17 protein-coding genes and 1 tRNA gene are annotated in these 21,331 nt (G+C 45.6%); 8 read left to right on the plus strand and 10 right to left on the minus strand.

Going from position 1 to position 21,331, the window contains the following annotated elements; all coding sequences use genetic code 11:
- Window positions 1–461 precede the first annotated feature (461 nt).
- Together BJP34_RS49080 and BJP34_RS18520 are read right to left on the minus strand one after the other, a co-directional pair.
- Window positions 462–590, minus strand: a complete 129-nt coding sequence (locus BJP34_RS49080) for a hypothetical protein (RefSeq protein WP_267876308.1) — start codon at window positions 588–590, stop codon at window positions 462–464.
- A gap of 391 nt (window positions 591–981) precedes the next feature.
- Window positions 982–3,369 (minus strand): IMS domain-containing protein, encoded by a 2,388-nt coding sequence (locus tag BJP34_RS18520; protein WP_070393616.1) that lies wholly within the window; start codon window positions 3,367–3,369, stop codon window positions 982–984.
- A gap of 396 nt (window positions 3,370–3,765) precedes the next feature.
- Here BJP34_RS18520 and pdhA point away from each other — a divergent pair, with 396 nt between their 5' ends.
- The gene (gene pdhA, locus BJP34_RS18525) at window positions 3,766–4,794 is read left to right on the plus strand and encodes a pyruvate dehydrogenase (acetyl-transferring) E1 component subunit alpha (RefSeq protein WP_070393617.1); all 1,029 of its coding nucleotides are present in this window, start codon (window positions 3,766–3,768) and stop codon (window positions 4,792–4,794) included.
- A 35-nt stretch (window positions 4,795–4,829) separates the two neighbouring features.
- On the opposite strand, the gene BJP34_RS18530 is transcribed toward pdhA, so the two are convergent.
- The 4 genes from BJP34_RS18530 to groES all read right to left on the minus strand — a co-directional run bounded on the left by BJP34_RS18530 (window position 4,830) and on the right by groES (window position 9,398).
- Window positions 4,830–6,074, minus strand: a complete 1,245-nt coding sequence (locus BJP34_RS18530; protein WP_070393618.1) for an ATP phosphoribosyltransferase regulatory subunit — start codon at window positions 6,072–6,074, stop codon at window positions 4,830–4,832.
- A complete protein-coding gene (locus tag BJP34_RS18535) occupies window positions 6,074–7,045 on the minus strand; it encodes a J domain-containing protein (protein ID WP_070396753.1) in 972 nt (323 codons plus the stop codon). Before BJP34_RS18535 ends, BJP34_RS18530 begins: the two co-directional genes overlap by 1 nt.
- 308 nt (window positions 7,046–7,353) lie before the next feature.
- Window positions 7,354–8,985 (minus strand): chaperonin GroEL, encoded by a 1,632-nt coding sequence (groL, locus tag BJP34_RS18540; protein WP_070393619.1) that lies wholly within the window; start codon window positions 8,983–8,985, stop codon window positions 7,354–7,356.
- 101 nt (window positions 8,986–9,086) lie between these two features.
- Entirely contained in the window at window positions 9,087–9,398 is a 312-nt protein-coding gene (gene groES, locus BJP34_RS18545) for a co-chaperone GroES (protein WP_008180318.1), read from the minus strand.
- Between the two features lie 370 nt (window positions 9,399–9,768).
- Here groES and BJP34_RS18550 point away from each other — a divergent pair, with 370 nt between their 5' ends.
- The 3 genes from BJP34_RS18550 (at window position 9,769) to BJP34_RS18560 (ending at window position 12,552) form a co-directional block, all read left to right on the plus strand.
- Window positions 9,769–10,302, plus strand: coding sequence for a (2Fe-2S) ferredoxin domain-containing protein (locus BJP34_RS18550; RefSeq protein WP_149031046.1), 534 nt, complete (start codon window positions 9,769–9,771; stop codon window positions 10,300–10,302).
- 248 nt (window positions 10,303–10,550) lie between these two features.
- The gene (locus tag BJP34_RS18555; protein WP_070393620.1) at window positions 10,551–11,198 is read left to right on the plus strand and encodes a response regulator transcription factor; all 648 of its coding nucleotides are present in this window, start codon (window positions 10,551–10,553) and stop codon (window positions 11,196–11,198) included.
- Between the two features lie 73 nt (window positions 11,199–11,271).
- A complete protein-coding gene (locus BJP34_RS18560; RefSeq protein ID WP_070393621.1) occupies window positions 11,272–12,552 on the plus strand; it encodes an aspartate aminotransferase family protein in 1,281 nt (426 codons plus the stop codon).
- A gap of 24 nt (window positions 12,553–12,576) precedes the next feature.
- Here BJP34_RS18560 and xseA read toward each other — a convergent pair whose 3' ends face one another.
- Complete coding sequence (gene xseA / locus BJP34_RS18565) at window positions 12,577–13,812, minus strand: exodeoxyribonuclease VII large subunit (protein WP_070393622.1); 1,236 nt, start codon at window positions 13,810–13,812, stop codon at window positions 12,577–12,579.
- A 764-nt stretch (window positions 13,813–14,576) separates the two neighbouring features.
- Here xseA and recA point away from each other — a divergent pair.
- Window positions 14,577–15,662: a recombinase RecA gene (gene recA, locus BJP34_RS18570; protein WP_070393623.1), complete on the plus strand. Its 1,086-nt coding sequence runs from the start codon at window positions 14,577–14,579 to the stop codon at window positions 15,660–15,662.
- Window positions 15,663–15,920: 258 nt separating this feature from the next.
- Here recA and BJP34_RS18575 read toward each other — a convergent pair whose 3' ends face one another.
- Together BJP34_RS18575 and BJP34_RS18580 are read right to left on the minus strand one after the other, a co-directional pair.
- Window positions 15,921–16,553: an FHA domain-containing protein gene (locus BJP34_RS18575; RefSeq protein WP_070393624.1), complete on the minus strand. Its 633-nt coding sequence runs from the start codon at window positions 16,551–16,553 to the stop codon at window positions 15,921–15,923.
- 216 nt (window positions 16,554–16,769) lie between these two features.
- On the minus strand, window positions 16,770–17,069 hold the full coding sequence (locus tag BJP34_RS18580; protein ID WP_070393625.1) for a DUF3493 domain-containing protein: 300 nt from the start codon (window positions 17,067–17,069) through the stop codon (window positions 16,770–16,772).
- 72 nt (window positions 17,070–17,141) lie between these two features.
- Between BJP34_RS18580 and BJP34_RS18585 the strand changes: the two genes are divergently transcribed.
- Window positions 17,142–17,213 (plus strand) — tRNA-Thr (locus tag BJP34_RS18585).
- Window positions 17,214–17,295: 82 nt separating this feature from the next.
- Here the strand turns inward: BJP34_RS18585 and BJP34_RS49085 are convergent.
- Window positions 17,296–17,421: a hypothetical protein gene (locus BJP34_RS49085; protein WP_267876309.1), complete on the minus strand. Its 126-nt coding sequence runs from the start codon at window positions 17,419–17,421 to the stop codon at window positions 17,296–17,298.
- Window positions 17,422–17,658: 237 nt separating this feature from the next.
- Here BJP34_RS49085 and BJP34_RS37160 point away from each other — a divergent pair, with 237 nt between their 5' ends.
- Together BJP34_RS37160 and BJP34_RS18590 are read left to right on the plus strand one after the other, a co-directional pair.
- Window positions 17,659–17,775 (plus strand): photosystem II reaction center protein I, encoded by a 117-nt coding sequence (locus tag BJP34_RS37160; protein WP_075900681.1) that lies wholly within the window; start codon window positions 17,659–17,661, stop codon window positions 17,773–17,775.
- Between the two features lie 538 nt (window positions 17,776–18,313).
- Window positions 18,314–21,229 carry a DUF3769 domain-containing protein gene (locus BJP34_RS18590; RefSeq protein ID WP_070393626.1) on the plus strand — a complete coding sequence of 972 codons (2,916 nt, stop codon included), beginning with the start codon at window positions 18,314–18,316 and terminating at the stop codon, window positions 21,227–21,229.
- Window positions 21,230–21,331: the final 102 nt, after the last annotated feature.

The raw sequence follows: 21,331 nt of genomic DNA on the forward strand, positions 1-21,331 counted from the left end.
TTTTTTGGTCAGGTCAAGGGTGAAATCAGCCGATTTTCGGTAAATTCACGCATTTGTCAGAAAACTGGGACTCAAAATGTCATGAAACTGTGACATCACTCCTCACTAGTTAGGACTTCAGTCATCAATATTATCAACTTAGGAACCATAAATGATCTGTAGCCAAGAAGGATAAAACTCTGATCTACTTATCATTGAAATTCTTTATTAATCATTTATCTCTCAGCCTTGATGATAAGCAACACTATATGACTACTTTCATCAACGGTGAGCGAAGCGTGGGAAGCCAAAGCTAATCGCATCATCAATCATAGACAGGAATAATCATTAGTTTTCCCTTTTCTTTTCGACAGGAATTAACTGGTCAGATATATTTTTAGCTTCCGGCAAAAGAAGCCCCACAACGAACATGCGCAGCATGAGTGTTTAAAGTTACCGTAAGGATAGGGTCGCCTTTATGGTTAGTCGGTTATGCGTAAAAGGGTTAAAACTTTTTGATTAGCGATGCAGCGCGGTCTTGGGGAGGCAGCGCGGTCTTGGGGGTCTCCCCCATGAGCGACTGCCGTGGTTTCCCCCATGAGCGACTGCATCAAGACAAGGCTCCACTAACAATCAGGTTTCGTCTCCAGGGATGAATTTTTCACAGAGTCTTCCACCAAAGACCAATCGATGTGTTATACTCGAAATACTGACTTTCAAAGCCGTTCGCGTAGCGTGGCCAAAGGCCATAAATGCTGGAAAGTTGATCAAACATTATTAAACAAAAAACCAAAAAAACAGAGCGGCAGCGATGCAGCGCGGTCTTGGGGAGGCAGCGCAGTCTTGGGGGTCTCCCCCATGAGCGACTGCCGTGGTTTCCCCCATGAGCGACTGCATCAAGAGAGGGCAGTCCGTTCTTAAAGCCCAGCGCCTCCTAAGCAATAGCTGGATTGGCGCTTGTTGCCCACACTGACTCTTTGAGTTCAGTGTGGGAGCTGTCACTTATCTTACCATCCAACCTTTAATTAGCCACTGACCCCCTTGGCGTACTAACTCATACTTGACTCTTAAGTTGTCATTACTCGAAGCTGCCGGACTCAGCATACCATCTTGATATACCTTTGCTTGCTCCTTGACCGCAGCATCTATCACAGCTTGATTAGGATTCGATGTGTTAGTCTCAACTGAGTTAATTTTGACGCTGTGCTTGTAGATCCGGTAAGAGTTATTGGTTTTAGCCGCTTTAGCACTTTTGAGCCAGACAGACAGAGCTGGCTCAGCTAAGATTTTATTAAGTTGCCCTACCTCATGTTTTGGTCCAAAGGCAACTTTCTTAGTGTTTAGCCAAGTTTCGATGACTTGCTGAGCCGTTTCTTGATTTAGAGGACCACTCGGAGCAATGAGCCCACTGCCGCTAGGAGGAATTGGGACTGGAGGTTGGTCAAGCTGCACAAAAAGTTGTTCTCCCTCTAAGGGTGGTTTTGAAAAACTTTTAAGAGCTTTATTGAGCAAAATCAGCAGGATGCCCAGTCCTAGCAAACCTAAAAGACTCAGGAAAATCAGACGTCTTAGTTTAGCCCCTGGTTTGAATCGCTCTGGTGAATGTTCAAGACGATCAGGGGATGAATGATTCAGACTGCTCCGCTGACTTGAGGAGTCTTTGACCAAAGAAGCGCTTCTAGACCACCCACTTGAGGTGGTTGAATTTTGACTATCCAGGGTTTTGCCTGACTTGCCCCCACCCAGAAAGCTACCTAAGGACTGACGCCTACGACGCCGTCCATGACTCCGCAAGCCTGTTGTGTTTGACTCTAAGTCCTGAGAGGTTTGTGGTTCTGAGCCATTTGATGAGTGTGATATCCCTTGACCTGTAGGCAAAGTTGATACCCCATTAGTGGTTAAGCGATCGCTATTGACCCCGTTTTGACTAACACCGTTTGCCAACGCCCCACTTGGCCACCTTGATCCCACCGTTACTGGTTCTGCCGTTGTCTGTGAGCCTTGGCCATTGCTTAGTCTATCTTGCCCCAGGATGGTTTTAGAAGAGCCTACCGTTGCATAGGTGGTTGTTTGGGAAGGTACAACCGTCCACTGATTGCTAGTTTGCTCAGATGAATCTGGTAAATTTTCTAGATAGGCTTGTACTTGCTCATCAGCAAAGTATTGCTTCAAAGAAACCTTCTGATTGGCCAGATCCCGGAAGTGGGGAAATACCGATTCTTGTAGCCAACGCTCTCCGTACAGGCATAATCCTGGCAATAAGTCTGGGGAATTTTGAGAATGTTCCCGAATGAAAGCTAGGGCTTCGTATTCCTGGCTCAGTTCCAAGGCACGACTGGCTTCTTCCGTTTGGCCCAGAAGCAGAGCACACACCCCTTGTTCTAAGTGAACATCCTGCCGCTTCCCCAAACGCATCAGCATTTTCTTGGCACGAGCAATCAAAGCCGGTTCTCTGTGGGCAAATCCCCTTGCTAGTAATGCGTAAACAGCTAGGTATGTAGCAACAGCTGAAGGACGTCGTGCTTCAGCTTCAAATAAGGTTTGCTGTTGGTTGGAGGTAAGATAGCCTCGTAACTGTTGGATAAAGCGAAGAAAGTCATCAATCCCTAAACCAGATTGGTCATTACCAGTGCCATCAATCCCTCGGCGCTCCTGTAACATTTCTTGGAGCAACCGCAAGCCTTTGCGACGCTCAATGGCTTTTTCTTCTGGCAGGGCTAATAATTCTAAAATCCGATAAGGGCGAAGTTTATAGAGGTCTGCCTGGATTTCCCCTCGAACACTCGGAAATAAGCCTTCTTGTAGGAGTAATTGTTGTCCAGTTTCTAGGGACATAGCTGCGTTTTCATACTCCCCTTGCTGCCATTCCTCTCGACCTAGCTCTAAGCAGGCTATAGCTAAGGTCAAAACTACGTCGGGTCGAACAAGTTGGGGATCCCCCAATTTCCCCTGACTTAATCCAACGCTGTTACCTTTTTCCAGTAACGGTTGCGCCAGTTTTATAATCAGTTCGTATTCCCCAAGTTCTTGAAGAATCAGTAAGCTTCCGAGTAATTGGTCGTTATCAATTTCAATGGTGGGAGTGTGAGCTTCGACGGTTTCACCTGTTACTGTTTGATTAGTACCAGGAGCACCCGCCACTGATGGGTGTTGCTCTTGGAGTTGATAAGCTTTGGCAATCAAGCCAGCATCATACTCCTCTCTTGTTTCGGGGTCACTCAAAACCCCGTAGGCTTTTTCAAGGAGAGTTTTACGAGAGGCTATTGCTGCTTCCGAATATTCTCGGCGCGGTAGTTGTAAGGTACGATCACGATAGGCTTGGCTGAGCTGTTGGGCTGTAGCCTGAATCGGCAATCCTAATATGCGGTAGTAATCGAGCGGAATGCGCACGGTTCACTTCCCCAGCTTTTCGAGCAACTGAATGAGTTGATGATAGCCCATATCGTACTCCCTAAACTGGCTATAGCTATTTATCTGTAACTTTAAAAGACACAGTATCGCAGCTAACCGGTTTTGTCGAGTCCCTAAACACTATTAATTCTAGCAACTAGGGTGGAGCATCTTCTTTTATTAACTTTAATTAAAGTAAACAGTAAAGCAGTAGTGTGATTTTAATTCAATTCAACTTGAGCTAACTATTCCCTCTAGGCTTGACCTAGAAGATAAATTCTGGAAGATAAATCCTGTAGGCTTGAGTGAAACTTTATAATAGCTTTGCTTAAATTGGCTAAACAAGTAGTTTGGCTAAATGCCAGTATAGTGTTGGGACAAGTATAGGACAAATTAATGGCTCAGGAAAGAACTTTACCTAAAGTAGAGGATTACAAACCCATTACCAGCGCAGAAGGATTACTCCTTTACGAGGATATGATGCTCGGGCGCTTGTTTGAGGACAAATGTGCTGAAATGTACTATCGGGGCAAAATGTTTGGTTTTGTCCACCTCTACAACGGTCAAGAGGCAGTCTCAACAGGAGTCATCAAAGCGTTGCGTAATGGTGAAGACTTTGTTAGTAGCACCTATCGTGACCACGTCCATGCCTTAAGTGCAGGAGTGCCAGCACGGGAAGTGATGGCAGAGTTATTTGGCAAAGCAACAGGCTGCAGCAAGGGACGCGGTGGTTCAATGCATATGTTCTCACAAGAACATAATCTCCTGGGAGGCTATGCCTTTGTAGCTGAGGGGATTCCCGTTGCCACGGGTAGTGCTTTCCAAAGTAAATACCGTCGCGAAGCCTTGGGGGATGAGAGTGCTGATCAAGTCACCGCTTGCTTTTTCGGTGATGGAGCTTGCAATAATGGTCAGTTCTTTGAATGTTTGAATATGGCAGCCCTTTGGAAACTGCCCGTTATCTATGTCGTGGAAAACAACAAGTGGGCAATTGGGATGGCTCATGAACGGGCAACATCCCAGCCAGAAATTTATAAAAAAGCCAGTGTATTCGGCATGGCTGGAGTAGAAGTTGATGGCATGGATGTAATGGCTGTCAGAACTGTTGCCCAAGAAGCGATCGCTCGGGCTCGTGCAGGAGAAGGCCCAACCCTGATTGAAGCCCTGACCTACCGCTTCCGAGGTCACTCTCTGGCTGATCCTGATGAACTCCGATCCAAAGAAGAGAAGGAATTCTGGTTAACTCGCGATCCCATTAAAAAGATGGCAAGTTACCTGACAGAAAATAATCTAGCTACTACCGAAGAACTCAAAGCCATTGAGAGCAAAATCCAGGAAGTTATTAATGATGCAGTTGAGTTTGCCCAATCCAGTCCTGAACCTGACCCTAGTGAACTATATCGCTATGTTTTTGCTGAAGATTAATTAACTGAAGTAGGAAGTGTGAAGTATTTGATAGTTCACACTTTCTTAGTTAGGGTCTCAATCCTAGGAGTAGCATCAGCTGGTACCCAGGCAATGTAGGTGATACCGTGACCCAGGGCGTATTCTCTAATTTGTGCTGGTGAGCGTCCCCCTAAATCCATTTCTACCCTGACCAAATGCTCAGAATCTCTAAGTTTTTGGGCATAGGTAAAAGCGATTGCCTCAGCTTCGGGCAATTCTGGCACCACTAACCAATCACTAGCTGGTGTTTGGCTGGGTAGTTGATTACTGGACAGTAAGACATAATGAAGGTCTTCTAGGTTGAGGCAAAAACCAATTCCAGGGTAGCTTTCTCCTTGAGGATGATATAAACTCAGCAATTGATCGTACCGCCCTCCCTGACCTAAAACTCGGCTAGAGCCCTCGCTACTACTGACTACTTCAAAGACAATACCAGTGTAATAGTCAAAGGTTTGTACTAAGGTCAGGTCGAGAACGATCGGTAAGGGGCTAGGGGAACTACTATTTAAAAGTTCCACCAGGGATTTGAGATTGGTCACAATCTCGTGTTCTGATGAGTCTAAATCCAAGCTAGCAACCTTTTGCAAAACATCAGCAGGGTCTCCCCTCAGGTCAAACAGAAACAATGCCCGCTCTCGCAATTCTGGAGAGAGGGGTAAGGTTTCTAGGCTAACCCGGTCAAGATAGGCAATAGCTTGACGAACCTTTTCTTGCATAGGTTTGGGGAAGGGAGACAAAAGCGATCGCGTTAGCCGAGCTTCCCCCAAAATCAGGTGCCATTGTTGTAACCCTAAATGATTAAGACAATCGGCTAACAACAGCAGAATTTCCCCATCTGCCAACAGCCCGCCAACTCCCAATAATTCTACCCCCGACTGGTAAAACTCTAGTTGACGTCCGTGGTGACCTATAGTTGGTCTGCGAAATACATTGGCATTGTAATAGAGTCGCTGGGGTAAAGATAGGCAGGCTTCACTATTACTGCCAGCAATACGACTAACCATTGCTCTGGCTATGGATGCCGTTAATTCTGGACGGAGCCCCAGCGTTCCTTCCTCAGCATCGTGCAACTGAATAACCGTGGAACGTTCCACAGCTCCTCCTGCCATCAGAGTATCCAACCATTCTAGGGTTGATGTGATAATCCGGTGGTAACTCCAGCGGTGAAATACTTGCTGTAAGTGGTTAGCAATCCAGCGTTTTTGGGTAACTTCTAGGGGGAGTAAATCCCTTGCCCCTGGGGGTGGTTGATGAATCATTACTTTTTCTTTCCACCAAATAAACCACCAAATAACCCACCACCATTAGATTTATTCGACGGTTTCACTTTAGCTGCTTCAGGCGACACCTTTGACTGGTTACCGCCACTTTTCGGGGTGAATTCATTGATAACCTGTTTCGCCTTCAATGCTTTTTCGTTCTGAGGATTCAATTGCAACGCCTTATTAATGTGTACTTTAGCCATTGTCCCCTTATTTTGCTTCAAATAAGCAATTCCCAATAAACTATGGCAGTCGCTATTGTTTTGCTCCAACTTGAGAGCTTCTCGCAACTCCAGAACTGCCGCAGCAAAATTGTTCTTGACCAAATATCCTTCAGCACGTCGGATATAGCTATCCACTCGTGATACTCCCTTAGGCCCAACCGACCCTCCCTGTGATGTGCCAGCGGTACTAGTCTGACTATTTGGCTGGGTCACACCAGTTGCTTGAGTTTTCACAGGGGTTGACACAGAAGTTTTTACCGTTTCGCCCTTACCACTTTTACACATCAAATAAACTAGGTTAAGTTCACTGATTTCGGCAATTTTTGCCAAGGCTTTGTCAAGGGCTTGGTATTGCTGTGATGCTAGTTGGTCAACGGAGCTTCTGTAAAGATTATCTAAATTTGCCCCTGCTTGTAATAATTGCTTAGCCGTTACGCTAGCTAGGGAAATTTTATCTCCTTGAGCCCCTAACCGCTTACTCAAGTGGCTTAGACTAGCAGCATAGTCACGATGACCTCTAGAGAGCTGTTCATAAGCGGGATTAACCAGCCGTGTTAATAGCAGATTTGCTTGTTTTTTTTCCACTTCGGTACTGGCTTTGCAACTGTCGGGATGCAAACGTCTAGCAATTTGAAGGTAGCGTTGACGGACTGCCTTAACATCCGCATCAACTGGAATTCCTAAAACTGCGTGGTAGTCAGTGAAATCAAGCTTGAAGAGTCCGTATTCAATTTTCAAAGACATAGGCAACTGTCCCATCTCAACTGCTGCAAGGCTCGTTTCTAGTATCTCTTAGATTAGCTTCCTCCGCGAGAAGCCCCACACCTCAATGCTACGCCATGAGTGTGGCATGAATCCCGGACAGGAACAAAGCCCGATAGCGATGGCTGGTGTTGGTAAGAAGTCCACACTCAACCTTCATTAGGTGATTGTGGGAGTATGTCACAGAATCTGGGTTTGTTTGGGCAATAAAAAGCAGCTGCTTCCTTGAAGAAGCAGCTGTAAGTATGCTTTTTAGTCAAACAATGGTGCTTTAATTCATTCCGTAGGCTTTAGTAATCAAAATCGCCACCCATACCAGCACCAGCAGGAGCATTGTCCTTAGGCTCAGGCTTATCTACCACAATACACTCAGTGGTCAACACCATACCTGCGATGGAAGCGGCATTTTGGAGAGCAGAACGAGTTACCTTAGCTGGGTCAACGATACCAGCTTCAAACATATCTACAAACTCACCATTGGAAGCATTGTAGCCAACGTTAAATTCTTTTTCTTTAACTCGCTCAGCGATCACCGCACCATTCTGACCAGCGTTCTGGGCAATTCGCTTCAGAGGTGAAGACAAGGCACGAGAAACAATCATAGCACCGGTAAGTTCTTCAGCCTTAAGGTTCTCGTTTGCCCAAGTTTCTAGGTCAGGAGTCAGGTGAGCTAGAGTTGTGCCACCACCAGGGACAATACCTTCTTCCACAGCTGCCTTGGTAGCGTTGATGGCATCTTCCAAACGCAGCTTGCGGTCTTTCATTTCCGTTTCTGTCGCAGCACCCACTTTAATCACTGCGACACCACCAGCCAGCTTAGCTAATCGCTCTTGCAGTTTTTCTTTGTCGTAGGAAGAATCGCTTTCGTCCATCTGACGGCGGATTTGGTCACAACGACCCTTCACTGCATTTTCGTTACCTTCAGCAACGATAGTAGTGTTGTCCTTAGTTATGGTCACACGACGGGATTTACCCAGCATTTCCAGCTTGGCGTTGTCAAGCTTTAGACCTGCATCTTCAGTGATTACTTGTGCACCAGTTAGAGTAGCAATGTCTTCCAGCATAGCCTTACGGCGATCGCCAAAGCCAGGAGCCTTGACAGCTGCCACATTCAAAACACCCCGTAGGCGGTTGACCACTAAGGTTGCCAGGGCTTCTTTCTCAATGTCCTCAGCAATAATCAGCAACGGCTTGCCAGAACGAGCCACTTGCTCAAGCACTGGCACCAGGTCTTGTACCAGGGTAATTTTCTTGTCAGTGAGCAGCAGGTGAGGTTCTTCTAGAACTGCTTCCATCCGCTCAGTGTCAGTAGCAAAGTAGGGAGAGATATAGCCTTTGTCAAAGCGCATCCCTTCGGTAATTTCTAGTTCAGTGGTCATAGACTTCCCTTCTTCAAGGGAAATCACACCCTCTTTGCCCACTTTGTCCATTGCGTCAGCAATCATCTGACCAACGGTCTCATCGTTACCGGCAGAGATAGAACCAACTTGGGCAACTGCTTTAGAGTCTTCTACTGGACGAGCATGTTCAGCAATCTTGTCTACCAGAAAAGCAGTAGCTTTATCAATACCCCGCTTCAGGGCGATCGGGTTAGCACCTGCAGCAACGTTGCGCAAGCCTTCTTTGACCACAGCATGAGCTAGTACCGTAGCGGTTGTAGTGCCATCACCAGCAGCATCATTGGTTTTGGAAGCTGCTTGCCGAATCAGAGAAACACCAGTGTTTTCAATGTGGTCTTCCAGTTCAATCTCTTTAGCAATGGTGACACCATCATTAACAATTTGAGGAGCACCAAACTTCTTCTCTAACACTACGTTGCGACCTTTTGGTCCAAGGGTGACAGCTACAGCTTCAGTCAGAGTGTCCATTCCCTTTTCTAGGGCGCGACGAGCATTTTCGTTGTAAATAATGCGCTTAGCCATAGGTTTTGAATTCAGTTCCTAAGGGTTATTAAGGTTGAAGGTAAAAGGTTGAAGGTAAAAGGTTGAAAATTTAAGGGTTCAACTTGTTTGCCTTCAAGGTGTTAGCTGACGACTGCCAAGATGTCTTTCTCTGACAACAAAACGTACTCTTCGTTGCCTAACTTAATATCGGTACCAGCGTACTTCGAGTAAAGTACCTTGTCCCCTACTTTGACTTCGAGAGCAGCGTGAGAACCATCATCGTTGCGCTTGCCAGGTCCGGTGGCTACAATTTCCCCAACTTGAGGCTTTTCCTTAGCGTTATCTGGTAGTAGGATACCGCCAGCAGTTTTTTCTTCAGCGGCGCTTACCTTAACAAAAACTCGATCCCCTAAGGGCTTAACGGTGGAAACACTCAGAGTTACAGCTGCCATATCAGTTTTTCCTCTCTACTTCATCTGAGCCGATTTAGCACTCTCAGCTCCTGAGTGCTAATTTACTCAAAATCAGCAGGAGATGGCAATAAATACCTCTGTACGGGTTCCCGAACTCATAGCAGGTTAACAGATGGCGAATGCACAGATGATATAGCTTTGAGTTATTCTCTGTGTATGCGTATGACTATGCTGTAGCTTGTACCTGTTTCATTGAAGGCTTGACCTTAGTCCCAGCAATTGCTGAAAAGAACAGAACTGCAACCAATGGACTGCTGATCACTGATAACTAAAATAAGCAAATAGATATAACAGGTATATTCTTACTCTCTCCCTTTCCACTCATCCTCACACAAAAGCCGTAAAACTCATGCCAGCAGACAAAACTGAGTCTGAAGCTACCCAAGCATCTGATTCTGATAATTCTGAAATTTCTCACACTTCGACTTTCGACGGATCACAGCAAATTACCCTAGCAACTCATGTAAAGAGCTTAGGACTTAATCAAATTCAGCGCCACATTTTCCTGTGTGCTGATCAAACTAAACCCAAATGCTGCTCAAAAGAAATTAGCCTTGAATCCTGGGAATATCTCAAAAAACGCCTTAAAGAGCTAAAACTAGACCAGCCAAAGGATGTTCAAACAAGTTACATTTTTCGCACCAAGGCTAATTGTCTGCGAGTCTGTACCTCTGGTCCTGTCATGGTAGTTTACCCAGACGGTGTTTGGTATCACAGTGCTACCCCTGAGGTGATTGAACGTATTATTCAAGAGCATATTATTGGCAACCAAGTTTTAGAGGACTATGCTTTTTTAGTTCATCCTTTGCCAGAAACTCTTCAAGCATCTGCTTCAGACTACCAGGCAATGGAAGCAGATCGTCCGCAACCCCAACCAGGTTAAGATCCTAATCGTCATGAACCCCACCTTTGCGATGCAACGGGTTCTAAAATCTACTGACTTGGCCAGCTTAGGCTTCCGGGGGCAAACTTCAAGTTCAGTCTTTTCCTTACCAACCCTAATGATGGTGAGGTAGGATTATTGGTTGGAGAGTTAAAGCAGCTTGGTAACTTCCAGGCATTAGAAAAGGCAAGAGGAACTACCACTATTTACGAAAATTAAGCAAGCAAAGTATAACAAACGTTACAGTTATGAAGGACAATGCTGTAAGAGAGCAAAAAAAACTGCTGCTGATTGATGATGACCCCAACCTGATATTACTAGTCAAGGACTACCTCGAGTTTCGGGGATACCAAGTGATTACTGCTGAACATGGAAAAGAAGCTCTGGACATTTTAGAGCAGGATATTCCTGATATGATTATCTGTGACGTGATGATGCCAGAGATGGACGGCTATACCCTGGTAGAAAAGGTCAGAGATGATTCCCGCACCAGCTGGATTCCCATATTATTTCTCTCAGCCAAAGGTCAAAGCCAAGATCGAGTAAAGGGACTCAATAAGGGTGCGGATGTTTATATGGTGAAGCCTTTTGAGCCAGAAGAACTGGTAGCACAGGTGGAATCCTCCCTAAAGCAAGCTTCTCGTCTAATCCTTCATTCAGGTTCTGGTCCAGACAGCACACCCAAAATTAAGGTTCCTTACGATGTTGAGTTGACTCCTACTGAGCTAAAGGTTGTCCAGTTTGTGGCAAGAGGTATGGCAAATCGGGAAATAGCTGAGAAACTGAATGTTTCTCAGCGCACCATAGAAAGTCATGTATCGAACATGCTAGGGAAAACTGGTCTCCATAACCGTACTGAATTAGCTCGTTGGGCAATTGAAAATAGTATGGCATAACGCTCCATACGCTGATTGGTAAATCCTAGAAAGCCAACCTTGACCGTTCACTAATCACACCAGGACTAAGCTCGTGAGCCCAGAAACTATTGTTAACAATCCCTCGCCACCGGCAGAGTCAGCTCCGGCTGGGGGTGCACCTTATGACCTAACTGAATTCGATGCTAGGGTCATGAAAACCTATGGACGGTTTCCTATTGCCTTAGAGCGGGGTGCCGGTTGCCATATCTGGGATACTTCCGGGCGAGACTATCTTGACTTTGTGGCAGGGATTGCTACCTGTACCTTAGGTCATGCTCACCCAGTTGTGGTAGAAACGGTAATTAAGCAAATCCAAAAGCTAAACCATGTTTCCAATCTCTACTACATTCCAGAGCAAGGGGCATTAGCGAAGTGGCTCATTGACCATTCTTGTGCAGAACGAGTATTTTTCTGTAACTCGGGAGCGGAGGCTAATGAAGCTGCTATCAAACTGGCACGGAAATATGGCCACACTGTGCTCGATATTGAACAACCAGTGATTTTGACCGCTAACGCCAGTTTCCATGGGCGCACCTTAGCAACAATCACGGCTACTGGTCAGCCTAAGTACCAAAAAAACTTTGACCCCTTGGTACCTGGGTTCGAGTATGTACCCTACAACGATATTCAGGCATTGGAAAATGCGATCGCAGATATTGATGAGGGCAATCGGCGGGTAGCAGCAGTGATGCTCGAACCATTGCAGGGAGAAGGGGGTGTTCGCCCAGGAGACCTAGACTACTTCCAGCAAGTTAGAAAGATCTGTAATGAAACTGGCATCCTACTGATTCTAGATGAAGTTCAGGTGGGTATGGGTCGCACTGGTAAATACTGGGGCTATCAGAATCTGGGAATAGAGCCAGATATCTTCACCAGTGCTAAGGGATTGGCTGGTGGCATTCCCATTGGAGCGATGATGTCTAAGAAATTCTGTGATATCTTCCAACCGGGAGAGCACGCTAGCACCTTTGGTGGTAATCCCTTTGTCTGTGCAGTTGCCCTATCTGTAGGAAAAACCTTGGAACAGGAGAATATTTTGCAAAATGTTCAGGTGCGGGGTCAGCAGCTGCGCACCAGACTCTCAGCGATCGCTGATAAATATCCCGAAGTGATTGAAGAAGTGCGAGGCTGGGGTCTAATTAATGGGCTTGAACTGAAATCAAATATTGATCTAACTTCAATTGATGTAGTTAAAGCTGTGATGGAACGGGGTTTGTTGTTGGTACCAGCAGGAGCAAAGGTAGTTCGCTTTGTTCCACCCCTAATTGTCTCAGCCGAGGAAGTTGAGCAAGCGGCTCTTATCGTAGAGCAAGCTTTAGAAGCTTTAGCTTAACCGTTAACGATCAACGGTTAACGGTCAACTATCAACAATCTCGATAATCTTGACGTTAACTTGACCCTCACCTAACTGAATTTGTAGTTCTTCTCCAGAAGCCAAATTCTCTGTAGACGAAGCAATAGTTCCCCCTGCGGTGCGCACTAGTGCATAGCCTCGTTGTAGGACTTTTTGAGGGTCAAGGCTATTGAGCTTTTCCTTGAGAAGTTGACAGTGCTGGATCCCTTGGCTCAGACGCTTTGATGTCACTTGCAATAATCGCTGATGCTGAAATGCGATTGCATTTTGTTCCTGGTGTAGTTGTTGGTCTAGAGCTAGGTGTCGCAATCGTGTTCGTAGATGGTGCAGTTTATGGCAAGATGCCTCTGTGATTTGAGTCACCGCTTGATAAAGGGTAGTCCGCCGCTGTTGATGTTCAGCATAAAGGGTGATCAGTTCTGGTACAGCTTTTTCCGCTGCTGCTGTCGGGGTGTGAGCACTGTGATCAGCTACTAAGTCAGCTAAAGATTCATCCCGTTGATGACCAATACCGGTGATCACCGGTATTGAGCATTGAGCAATTGCTCGCACCACCCGTTCATCATTGAAACAAGCTAAATCCTCTGATGCTCCACCCCCCCGAGCTAATATCAGTAGTTTGGCTCTGCCATCCCGCTCGACTCGATCAATAGCGTTAACTATTGATGCGATCGCAAGTTCCCCCTGAACCTGAGCCGGTGAAAACAACACTCGTAAACCAGGATACCGTTGCTGTAGTGTACGTTTAATATCTCCCCAAGCAGCCGCTTGGGGAGAGGTAACCACAGCAATAGTTTCAGGATGAATCGGCAGGGGGCGCTTTCGTTGTGGGTCAAATAATCCTTCGGCTTCAAATCGTTGGCGTAATTGGCGTGAGCGCAAGGCTTGCAACCCCTCACCCGCCGGTAAGGCTTGCCATACATTCAGCTGATACTGTCCCCGCTGAGGATAAACTCGGAGGCTGCCCAAAATAATCAACTGTTCTCCTACTGCTGGTAGCTGCACCAGCTTGCTTAACTGGCTCCTCCAGGCTACACACTGTATAGTAGCCTTGGCATCTGGGTCTTGGAGGGTAAAAAACATCCCTTTTGGATGGTGGTTGCTACTAGAAACTTCTCCAATCACCCAAACTCTATGGAGTTGGTTATCTTCCTCTAACAACTCTTGGATATAGTCGGTTAACCCAGCAACCGACACAATTGCTTCTGAGAATAGGGAATTGATTCTAGATGAGTCCATTGTATCGGTAATAGTTAATAAATTAATATTTTTTCACATCATGCTCTTGAATGTTTCCTAGTTACTGATCGCGTAGCGTGGCCAAAGGCCTTTCAAGACTTTTGCTGATTCTATATAACCCATTTTAGTGAAATCCTCAACAAAAGTTTTCCTAGTGGGTAGGCCATGCCAAAATTCCTACCCATAGCAACAGGTGCGCGCCCGTCCGCGCCCCGCGTCTCCTACGGAGAAAGGAAAGCAGACCTATGAGAAAATCCCACCAGTTCGTTTAAGGTAATTTCTTTACGAGGAAGTACTTTTGTACTATAATTTACCCAAGTAACTGATCCTACTCAGCATTCCTACCCAGCTTAAGCAAGCAGTGTTGCAGAGAGCTCAAGGAGCTTAAACAGTTAAAATGGATCAGTATTTTATAGTCTGGCCTGATCCTTACATTTGAGAGCCAGGAGGCTTGAACAACACCAATCTTAACAAGGGATAGGATTTACCAGACCGTTGGCCTAATATAGAGTATCAGTCAGATCGCTGAAGACCCCTAATTTTAAGAAAATTAAAATTCACAGCACAGCTGTTGTTGAGGTATTTTCCCTCGTCCTGTGGCAATAACTACCACAAAGCGTGTTAGTCAAATCCTACTTTTAAGGTTGCGTGTAGGCGGTCTATAACTCCTTGGGCAACATACCCTCTCCATCCCCCATGTTTCTTTAGGGGGAGAATTAAAACTACAAAACCCGTCCCGATACAGTAAATTTTTTGAGGCATCCATGGCTACCCCAATCACAAACAGTCCCGAAAAAGAAAAAGCTCTGAACCTGGTACTAAAACAAATTGAGCGTAGTTTTGGTAAAGGTGCCATCATGCGCTTGGGTGATGCCACCCGCATGAAAGTGGAAACAATTCGGAGTGGGGCAATTACCCTAGATTTAGCCTTGGGGGGTGGTCTGCCGAAAGGTCGCATTATTGAAATCTATGGTCCAGAAAGCTCTGGTAAGACAACCCTAGCGTTGCATGCTGTCTCAGAAGTCCAAAAATCTGGGGGAGTTGCAGCGTTTGTTGATGCAGAACATGCTCTTGATCCCACCTACTCTGCAGCTTTGGGGGTTGACATCGAAAACCTTTTAGTATCTCAACCTGACACAGGGGAATCAGCCCTAGAAATAGTGGATCAACTGGTTCGTTCTGCGGCAGTGGATATCGTTGTAATTGACTCCGTAGCTGCTTTGGTACCCCGTGCAGAAATTGAGGGGGAAATGGGTGACAACCAAGTTGGGTTACAGGCGCGGTTGATGAGTAAAGCGCTGCGAAAAATTGCTGGTAACATTGGAAAGTCTGGGTGTACTGTTATTTTCCTCAATCAGCTACGACAAAAAATCGGCATCACCTATGGTAGCCCAGAGGTGACTACGGGTGGTAATGCACTTAAGTTCTATGCTTCAGTTCGCCTGGATATTCGTCGCATTCAAACCCTGAAAAAATCTAACGAGGGGGAATATGGGATTCGTGCCAAAGTCAAAGTTGCCAAAAATAAAGTTGCCCCTCCTTTCCGCATTGCAGAGTTTGACATTATTTTTGGCCAAGGGATTTCCCGCTTAGGGTGTCTGGTGGATTTAGCAGAACAAACCAAAGTCATTCTGCGCAAGGGAGCCTGGTATAGCCACAATGGAGACAATATTGCTCAAGGTCGGGATAATACAGTTAAGTATTTAGTTGAACATCCCGAGTTTGCTGAGAATATTGAGCAGCAAGTACGTCAGGCTCTCGACATGGGAGCAGTAGTTTCCGCTAACTCAGTAGCTCCTATGGATAGCAAGGAGGGGGATAGCATCGAAGCAGGAGATGAGGAGGCTTAATTTATCAGTTATCAGCCATCAGCAATCAGTTATCAGCTATCAGCTATCAGCTATCAGCTATCAGCTTTTGAATAAGCGATGCAGCCCGCGCTGCCGTGGTTCCTCCCACTTGCTATTGCATAAAGACAACAGGTAAGGATTGGTTTAATCTGAGTGAAGTCACAGGCTGGAAGCCTGTGCCACAAAGCTGACCGCTGACCGCTGACCGCTGACGGCTGACCACTGACCGCTGACCGCTGACCGCTTAATGCTTACAATTTACTTTTCTTGAGTGTACTTTCTAATTAAAAAGCGGTCTAGAATTTCTAACTGCTGAGCCGGAGTTAGTTCAGAAGAGGTTGCTCCTTCAAGCTCTTGCATTTCTTGTGCAGAGTCTTCTGAGGCAAATACGTCTGTTTCTTCCCCGTGTACAAATGGGTTAGTATCTTTGCTGATCTGATCTAGGGATAAGGATGAGGCAATTGTTGCTTGATCACTGCTTAAGTTGTTTTCTGCTGCTAAAGCTTCGATTTGGGCTAGGATATCTGAGCTAATGTTGTCTACAGTCTTAGTCTGTTTGCAAAATAAAAAACTAAAACTAATGCTAGCGAGTTGAACATACTCCCCATCCTTGAGCAGATGAGGTCCTTTGACTCGTTTTCCATTGATAAAGGAACCATTAGTGCTCTCCAGGTCAATTAGATAAAATCCCTGCTTCTGAATGTGCTGAATCACAGCATGATGTCTAGACAAACGCTTCTCGGGGAGCTGTATTCCTGACTGGCGTCCCCGACCGATTGTCCAAATTCCTTGAGGCTGGAGCAGGGTTTGACTTGTACCATTCACTAGGTTAGTCAGCAAATAGGCTTGTTGACCCTGAATGACACCAGCTACATATCGTGTTTCAAACAAGCCAATAGGATGGTTAGTTTTTTCCAGCTAAAGATTCTTTGTCTAGTAGAGTGTATTGATACTTTTCAATAGAATCTAGACGAGCCTAAACATTTACTTCACACCTAATCCAAGCCGTTAGAGATGCTATGCTCACCATGGCTTCCATAATTTTCTTATCCTACTATTATACCCTGAGATTCCTCTGTGGATCCAAGGAGTGTCAAGGTTTTCCTTCTATAATTTCCGTTCTGCCTTATTTTCTAGGCGAAATAGCCAAACCATCAAGATAACTACACCGATTTGCAGAGCCAAGTTAGGCATGGCAGTAGCTACAGCTTGACCAGCAGCTAACTGGGCTAGAAAAACCATTGCACCGATAAAACCAGAGGCACCGAAGGCAATATAGATAAATTTTCTTAAGCCTCGGTAGGGATGTTGGGCTTCTGCTTTTAGCCTGGCATACTTCTCTGGATTGATTTTTTGCCGAGAGACTTTGGGATTGGGGTCAGGATTTTTTGAGTTCGAGTTTGTCATTAATGGTTTACCCTAACTTAGCTGACTGATTTGCTATTGCTATAGTAATATTTGCTATATTAATAAACTGGTGCCGATGTAGCTCAGTGGTAGAGCATTCGATTCGTAATCGGACGGTCGGCGGTTCAAATCCGCTCATCGGCTTGGGGTTAGCATTCAGCTATCAGTTATCAGCTATCAGTTATCAGTTATCAGCTATCAGCTATCAGCTATCAGCTATCATCTATCAGCTATCAGCCATTCGCGTAGCGTGGCCTGTGGCCAAGGCCTGTGGCCAAGCTACACCGAACAGCTTTTGAATAAAATCAGCTGACCGCTGACCGCTGACCACTGACCACTGACCACTGACCACTGACCACTGACCACTGACTGCTGACTGCTTACCCAGCTTTTATCCCACTTTTCAGGATATTAAACGTTAAATGGGAGCCACCTTTAGGTATGATCTTAAAAAAGTATGAAGTTAGTCGTGTCAAAAGCTCCGATGGTGAAAGTTCTAGGGTTGGTAACCTAGAACTTTCACCATCGGAGCAATGTCTCACGTAGTGCTTCATCTTCCGTATTTCATATCTTCTTGGGAGAACTCAACATGGTAACCCTCAAAATCGTTGTTTATGTAGTCGTTAGCTTCTTTATTGGCTTATTTGTCTTTGGATTCTTGTCAAACGATCCATCTCGTAACCCCAAGCGGAAGGATTTCGAGTAAATAGCGACCGCTCAACTAGAGATAGCCACAGCTATTTAACACGGGACTATACAGACAAAACCACGCTCTGAGAGGAGGGTGGTTTTGTCTTTGTGGTTAATTATTGTAATATGGGCTGTGCAACATTTAACCTGTACAAACCTACTAACAAGCAGATAGGACGATGGTATAGCATTAGTTAAAACTAATGGTTGTTGCCGACAAAGCAATGCCAAAAGCATTGCGCTAATTTTCTTAATGGAGGCTCTGCTGCCTACTCTCAAACCGCACTGTAACTTCACTCAGTCCATTATTTTACGTCGCTTAACTTACGACCAGCTGCCAAGGCTTTTAGTTCTTTGTTGGGCGGTAGTGTTCCCTTGTTAAACAAGTTACTAACTTATTTGATTCTAAAACAGTAGATAATGTTTGACAAGGTTTAGATAGCTATAAGTAATAGTTGCACCTCTTTGTCGATAACCGATTTGGAACTACAATCTTGGGGATTGAGTCAAGGATTGTTGGTCTGAATAGTAAAACACCAGCCAATTAGTGAAACATGCCCCAGCCAGTTCAGCCGCCGGTCGTACCCGCAATTATTCAAACTGTTAAACTTTCCCAGACCACTAGCGAACTAGATAAATTATCTCAAAGAATAACTGTTTCGGCACAGTACCAAACACAGAAAAACCAGGTACTGCTCAAACCCTACCCTACAGGAGAGCTCAAAATTGAGGCTGTCCCAATATTAGGCACAGACAAAAGCGCTGCTAGCTTAGGTCTACCCATTTCCCGAGCAGTTGGCCAGACCTTGCTAAGGATAACAAACAGCCAAGACAATTGGCAACTAGGGCAAGGAAAACAGTGGCAACAAACTCTTCTAAAACCAGGAATCAAGCAACCACTCCATCCTGATTTAACCTCCTTACTCAAGAGTCCAACTCCAGAAGCACGATCAATCTCGGTTACTTCTGAGACAGGGGTTGTTGATTCTGGGTATAATTCTGCCCCCCTAGCCCCCCAGCGAGCAATCCCTCGCTGGGGGGAACAAAACCTTCCAAGTCCCCCAAACTTGACCGTTGCTGATTCTGGGTATGATTCTGCCCCCCTAGCCCCCCAGCGAGCAATCCCTCGCTGGGGGGAACAAAACCTTCCAAGTCCCCCCGAGGCAGGGATTGCTCCCTCGGGGGATTTAGGGGGCTTTCCCAAAACTACGCGATCGCCCATTCATAATTCAATTCAGCAACGCCAACCTAATAGCCAACCTCAGATTAAACCTGAGCTAACACCTGAGCCTGGGAATCAAGAAAGATTCTTTGCTGTTAACTCTTACCCCAAACCATGTTCTACTCTCGAAACCTTACCCAGGCCAGATGACCCCTTAAGCATCAGTCCAAATTGCCCTTTGCCATTGCCTAGGAGCAAGCGTATTATAGCTCAAGAGCGGGGGGGAGAGACTAGAGAGTTTGAGTTAATCATCCCTGAACAATCTAACTCACCTTCCCTAAACGAGACTGCACCAGCATCAGACCAAGACTCGTCTCAACTCCAATCTCGTTCAGAGTTAGATTCAGAAGTTACTGCTCCCACAAGTACCTTCGATACTAATGAGCCAGACATACTTGAACTGACTTCAGACCGTCAGGAGTATGACGATACTAGACAAGTGATTACAGCGGTGGGCAATGTTACCTTGCGGTTTCAAGATGCCTTACTAGAAGCTGACCGTTTGCAAGTCAACTTGCCTAATAAGATTGTGGTCGCGGATGGGAATGTGGCTCTGACTCGTGGGAATCAGGTGTTAGAGGGAGAGCGCTTTGAGTATTATTTTGTTCAAGATACTGGTGTGGTTTTGAAGGCTAGGGGAGAATTTGTCAGAGCAAACTCAGATTCTGGGGCAACCCCCCCAACTCAACCGGTCAGTCGCAGAATTATTAATAGCCAGCCCTTAGCTGGAATTAGTAATCCCGGAGCCTTTGCCATTGAGTTTGGTGCTAGGATTATTCCCAATTCTGAAACTGGGGCAACCACAACCACTATCGAATCCCCGGACATCGAAGGGACTATCAATCGATTCCGCTATGAAGCAGACCGGGTGGAGTTTGATGGGTTAGAAGGAGTTGCTACTAATGTCAGAATTACCAATGACCCCTTTTCTCCACCAGAGTTGGAGTGGCGCACAAAGAATGCTCGATTTCGGCGGATTTCCCCAGAAGTAGATGAAGTAATTGCCAAGAATCCTCGACTGGTGTTTGATCAAGGGTTTTCCTTGCCCACATTTCGTGAACGGTTTGTGATTGACCGCCGTGAGCGGCAACCGAATTTATTGGATTTTGGGTATGATGATGACGACCGGGGTGGTGTGTTTATTCAGCGTGGCTTCAAGGTGGTTGATAGTCCCTCCTTCAGGTTCAGTCTAACACCACAGTTTTATATTCAAAAAGCCATTCTTGGAGACAATGATGAAGATGAGAATAATGATGCAGAAGGTGGTGGCGTAATTGATCCCGCTAACTTTGGTTTGCTTGTTGACCTTGATGGTTCCTTAGGGCCACGTACTACACTAATAGGTTCCGCAGAACTCACTAGTCTGGATCCTGATGATCTAGAAAACGAATCTCGGGGAAGTTTGCGGCTCCGACAAACTATTGGCACCACTTATCCTCATCGCTTAACTTTGGAATCCAGCTACCGCGATCGCCTTTTCAATGGGTCTTTGGGTTTTCAAACCGTTCAGAGTAGTATTGGGGGTATATTTGAATCACCAACAATTCCCATCGGGCAAACAGGCTTGACCATTCGATATCAAGCTGGTGTTCAGCGTATTAACGCTAAGACCGATCGAGCAGACTTGCTACCTCTGCCACCTCGGGATAACAATCGGGTTAGTTTAACCCGTTATCAAGGCAGTGCAACTCTAAACTGGACACAACCCCTTTGGCAAGGTGACATATTGCCAGCAACTGCTGAAGAAGGTATGCGCTATACACCAGCACCAATTTTACCAAATGTTCAACTAAATTCATCCATTACCGGTGTGGCTAGTGCCTATAGTAACGGTGATTCTCAAGAATTTCTTCGTGGCAGCATTGGCTTAACTGGGCAATTTGGTCATTTTTCTAAACCTTTTCTCGACTATACCGGTTTTAATATCGGCTATAGTCAAGTCGCATTAGGCAACACATCACCATTTTTATTTGACCGAGTTGCAGATAATCGCATCCTTAATGCTGGTATTACCCAACAACTCTATGGTCCGTTTCGAGTCGGTTTCCAAACTTATCTAAATTTAGATACAAATGAGGAAATTAGTACTGACTTCTTTTTAGAGTATTCTCGTCGAAGCTACAATATTTTATTGCGCTATAATCCCGTTCAACAACGGGGTTTAGTTGGTTTACGAATTAATGATTTTAATTGGACAGGTGCAACGGAACCTTTTGATACGTTTAGCAACAGCTGGGAGGATGATTAGGGAGTAGGGAGTAGGGTGTAGGGTGTAGGGTGAATAAAATTGAATGGCTCTGATAATTATCAGAAACGTTAAAATTATTTGTGTCGCCAAATAAATCCTACC

The sequence above is a fragment of the Moorena producens PAL-8-15-08-1 genome (genome assembly GCF_001767235.1).
Taxonomy (GTDB): Bacteria; Cyanobacteriota; Cyanobacteriia; order Cyanobacteriales; family Coleofasciculaceae; genus Moorena; species Moorena producens_A.

Coding starts and splice junctions, on each gene's coding strand:
- BJP34_RS49080 (WP_267876308.1), bottom strand. CDS start 590: ATGCAGTCGCTCATGGGGGAAACCACGGCAGTCGCTCATGGGGGAGAC.
- pdhA (WP_070393617.1), top strand. CDS start 3,766: ATGGCTCAGGAAAGAACTTTACCTAAAGTAGAGGATTACAAACCCATT.
- BJP34_RS18530 (WP_070393618.1), bottom strand. CDS start 6,074: ATGATTCATCAACCACCCCCAGGGGCAAGGGATTTACTCCCCCTAGAA.
- BJP34_RS18535 (WP_070396753.1), bottom strand. CDS start 7,045: ATGTCTTTGAAAATTGAATACGGACTCTTCAAGCTTGATTTCACTGAC.
- groL (WP_070393619.1), bottom strand. CDS start 8,985: ATGGCTAAGCGCATTATTTACAACGAAAATGCTCGTCGCGCCCTAGAA.
- groES (WP_008180318.1), bottom strand. CDS start 9,398: ATGGCAGCTGTAACTCTGAGTGTTTCCACCGTTAAGCCCTTAGGGGAT.
- BJP34_RS18550 (WP_149031046.1), top strand. CDS start 9,769: ATGCCAGCAGACAAAACTGAGTCTGAAGCTACCCAAGCATCTGATTCT.
- BJP34_RS18555 (WP_070393620.1), top strand. CDS start 10,551: ATGAAGGACAATGCTGTAAGAGAGCAAAAAAAACTGCTGCTGATTGAT.
- xseA (WP_070393622.1), bottom strand. CDS start 13,812: ATGGACTCATCTAGAATCAATTCCCTATTCTCAGAAGCAATTGTGTCG.
- recA (WP_070393623.1), top strand. CDS start 14,577: ATGGCTACCCCAATCACAAACAGTCCCGAAAAAGAAAAAGCTCTGAAC.
- BJP34_RS18580 (WP_070393625.1), bottom strand. CDS start 17,069: ATGACAAACTCGAACTCAAAAAATCCTGACCCCAATCCCAAAGTCTCT.
- BJP34_RS37160 (WP_075900681.1), top strand. CDS start 17,659: ATGGTAACCCTCAAAATCGTTGTTTATGTAGTCGTTAGCTTCTTTATT.
- BJP34_RS18590 (WP_070393626.1), top strand. CDS start 18,314: ATGCCCCAGCCAGTTCAGCCGCCGGTCGTACCCGCAATTATTCAAACT.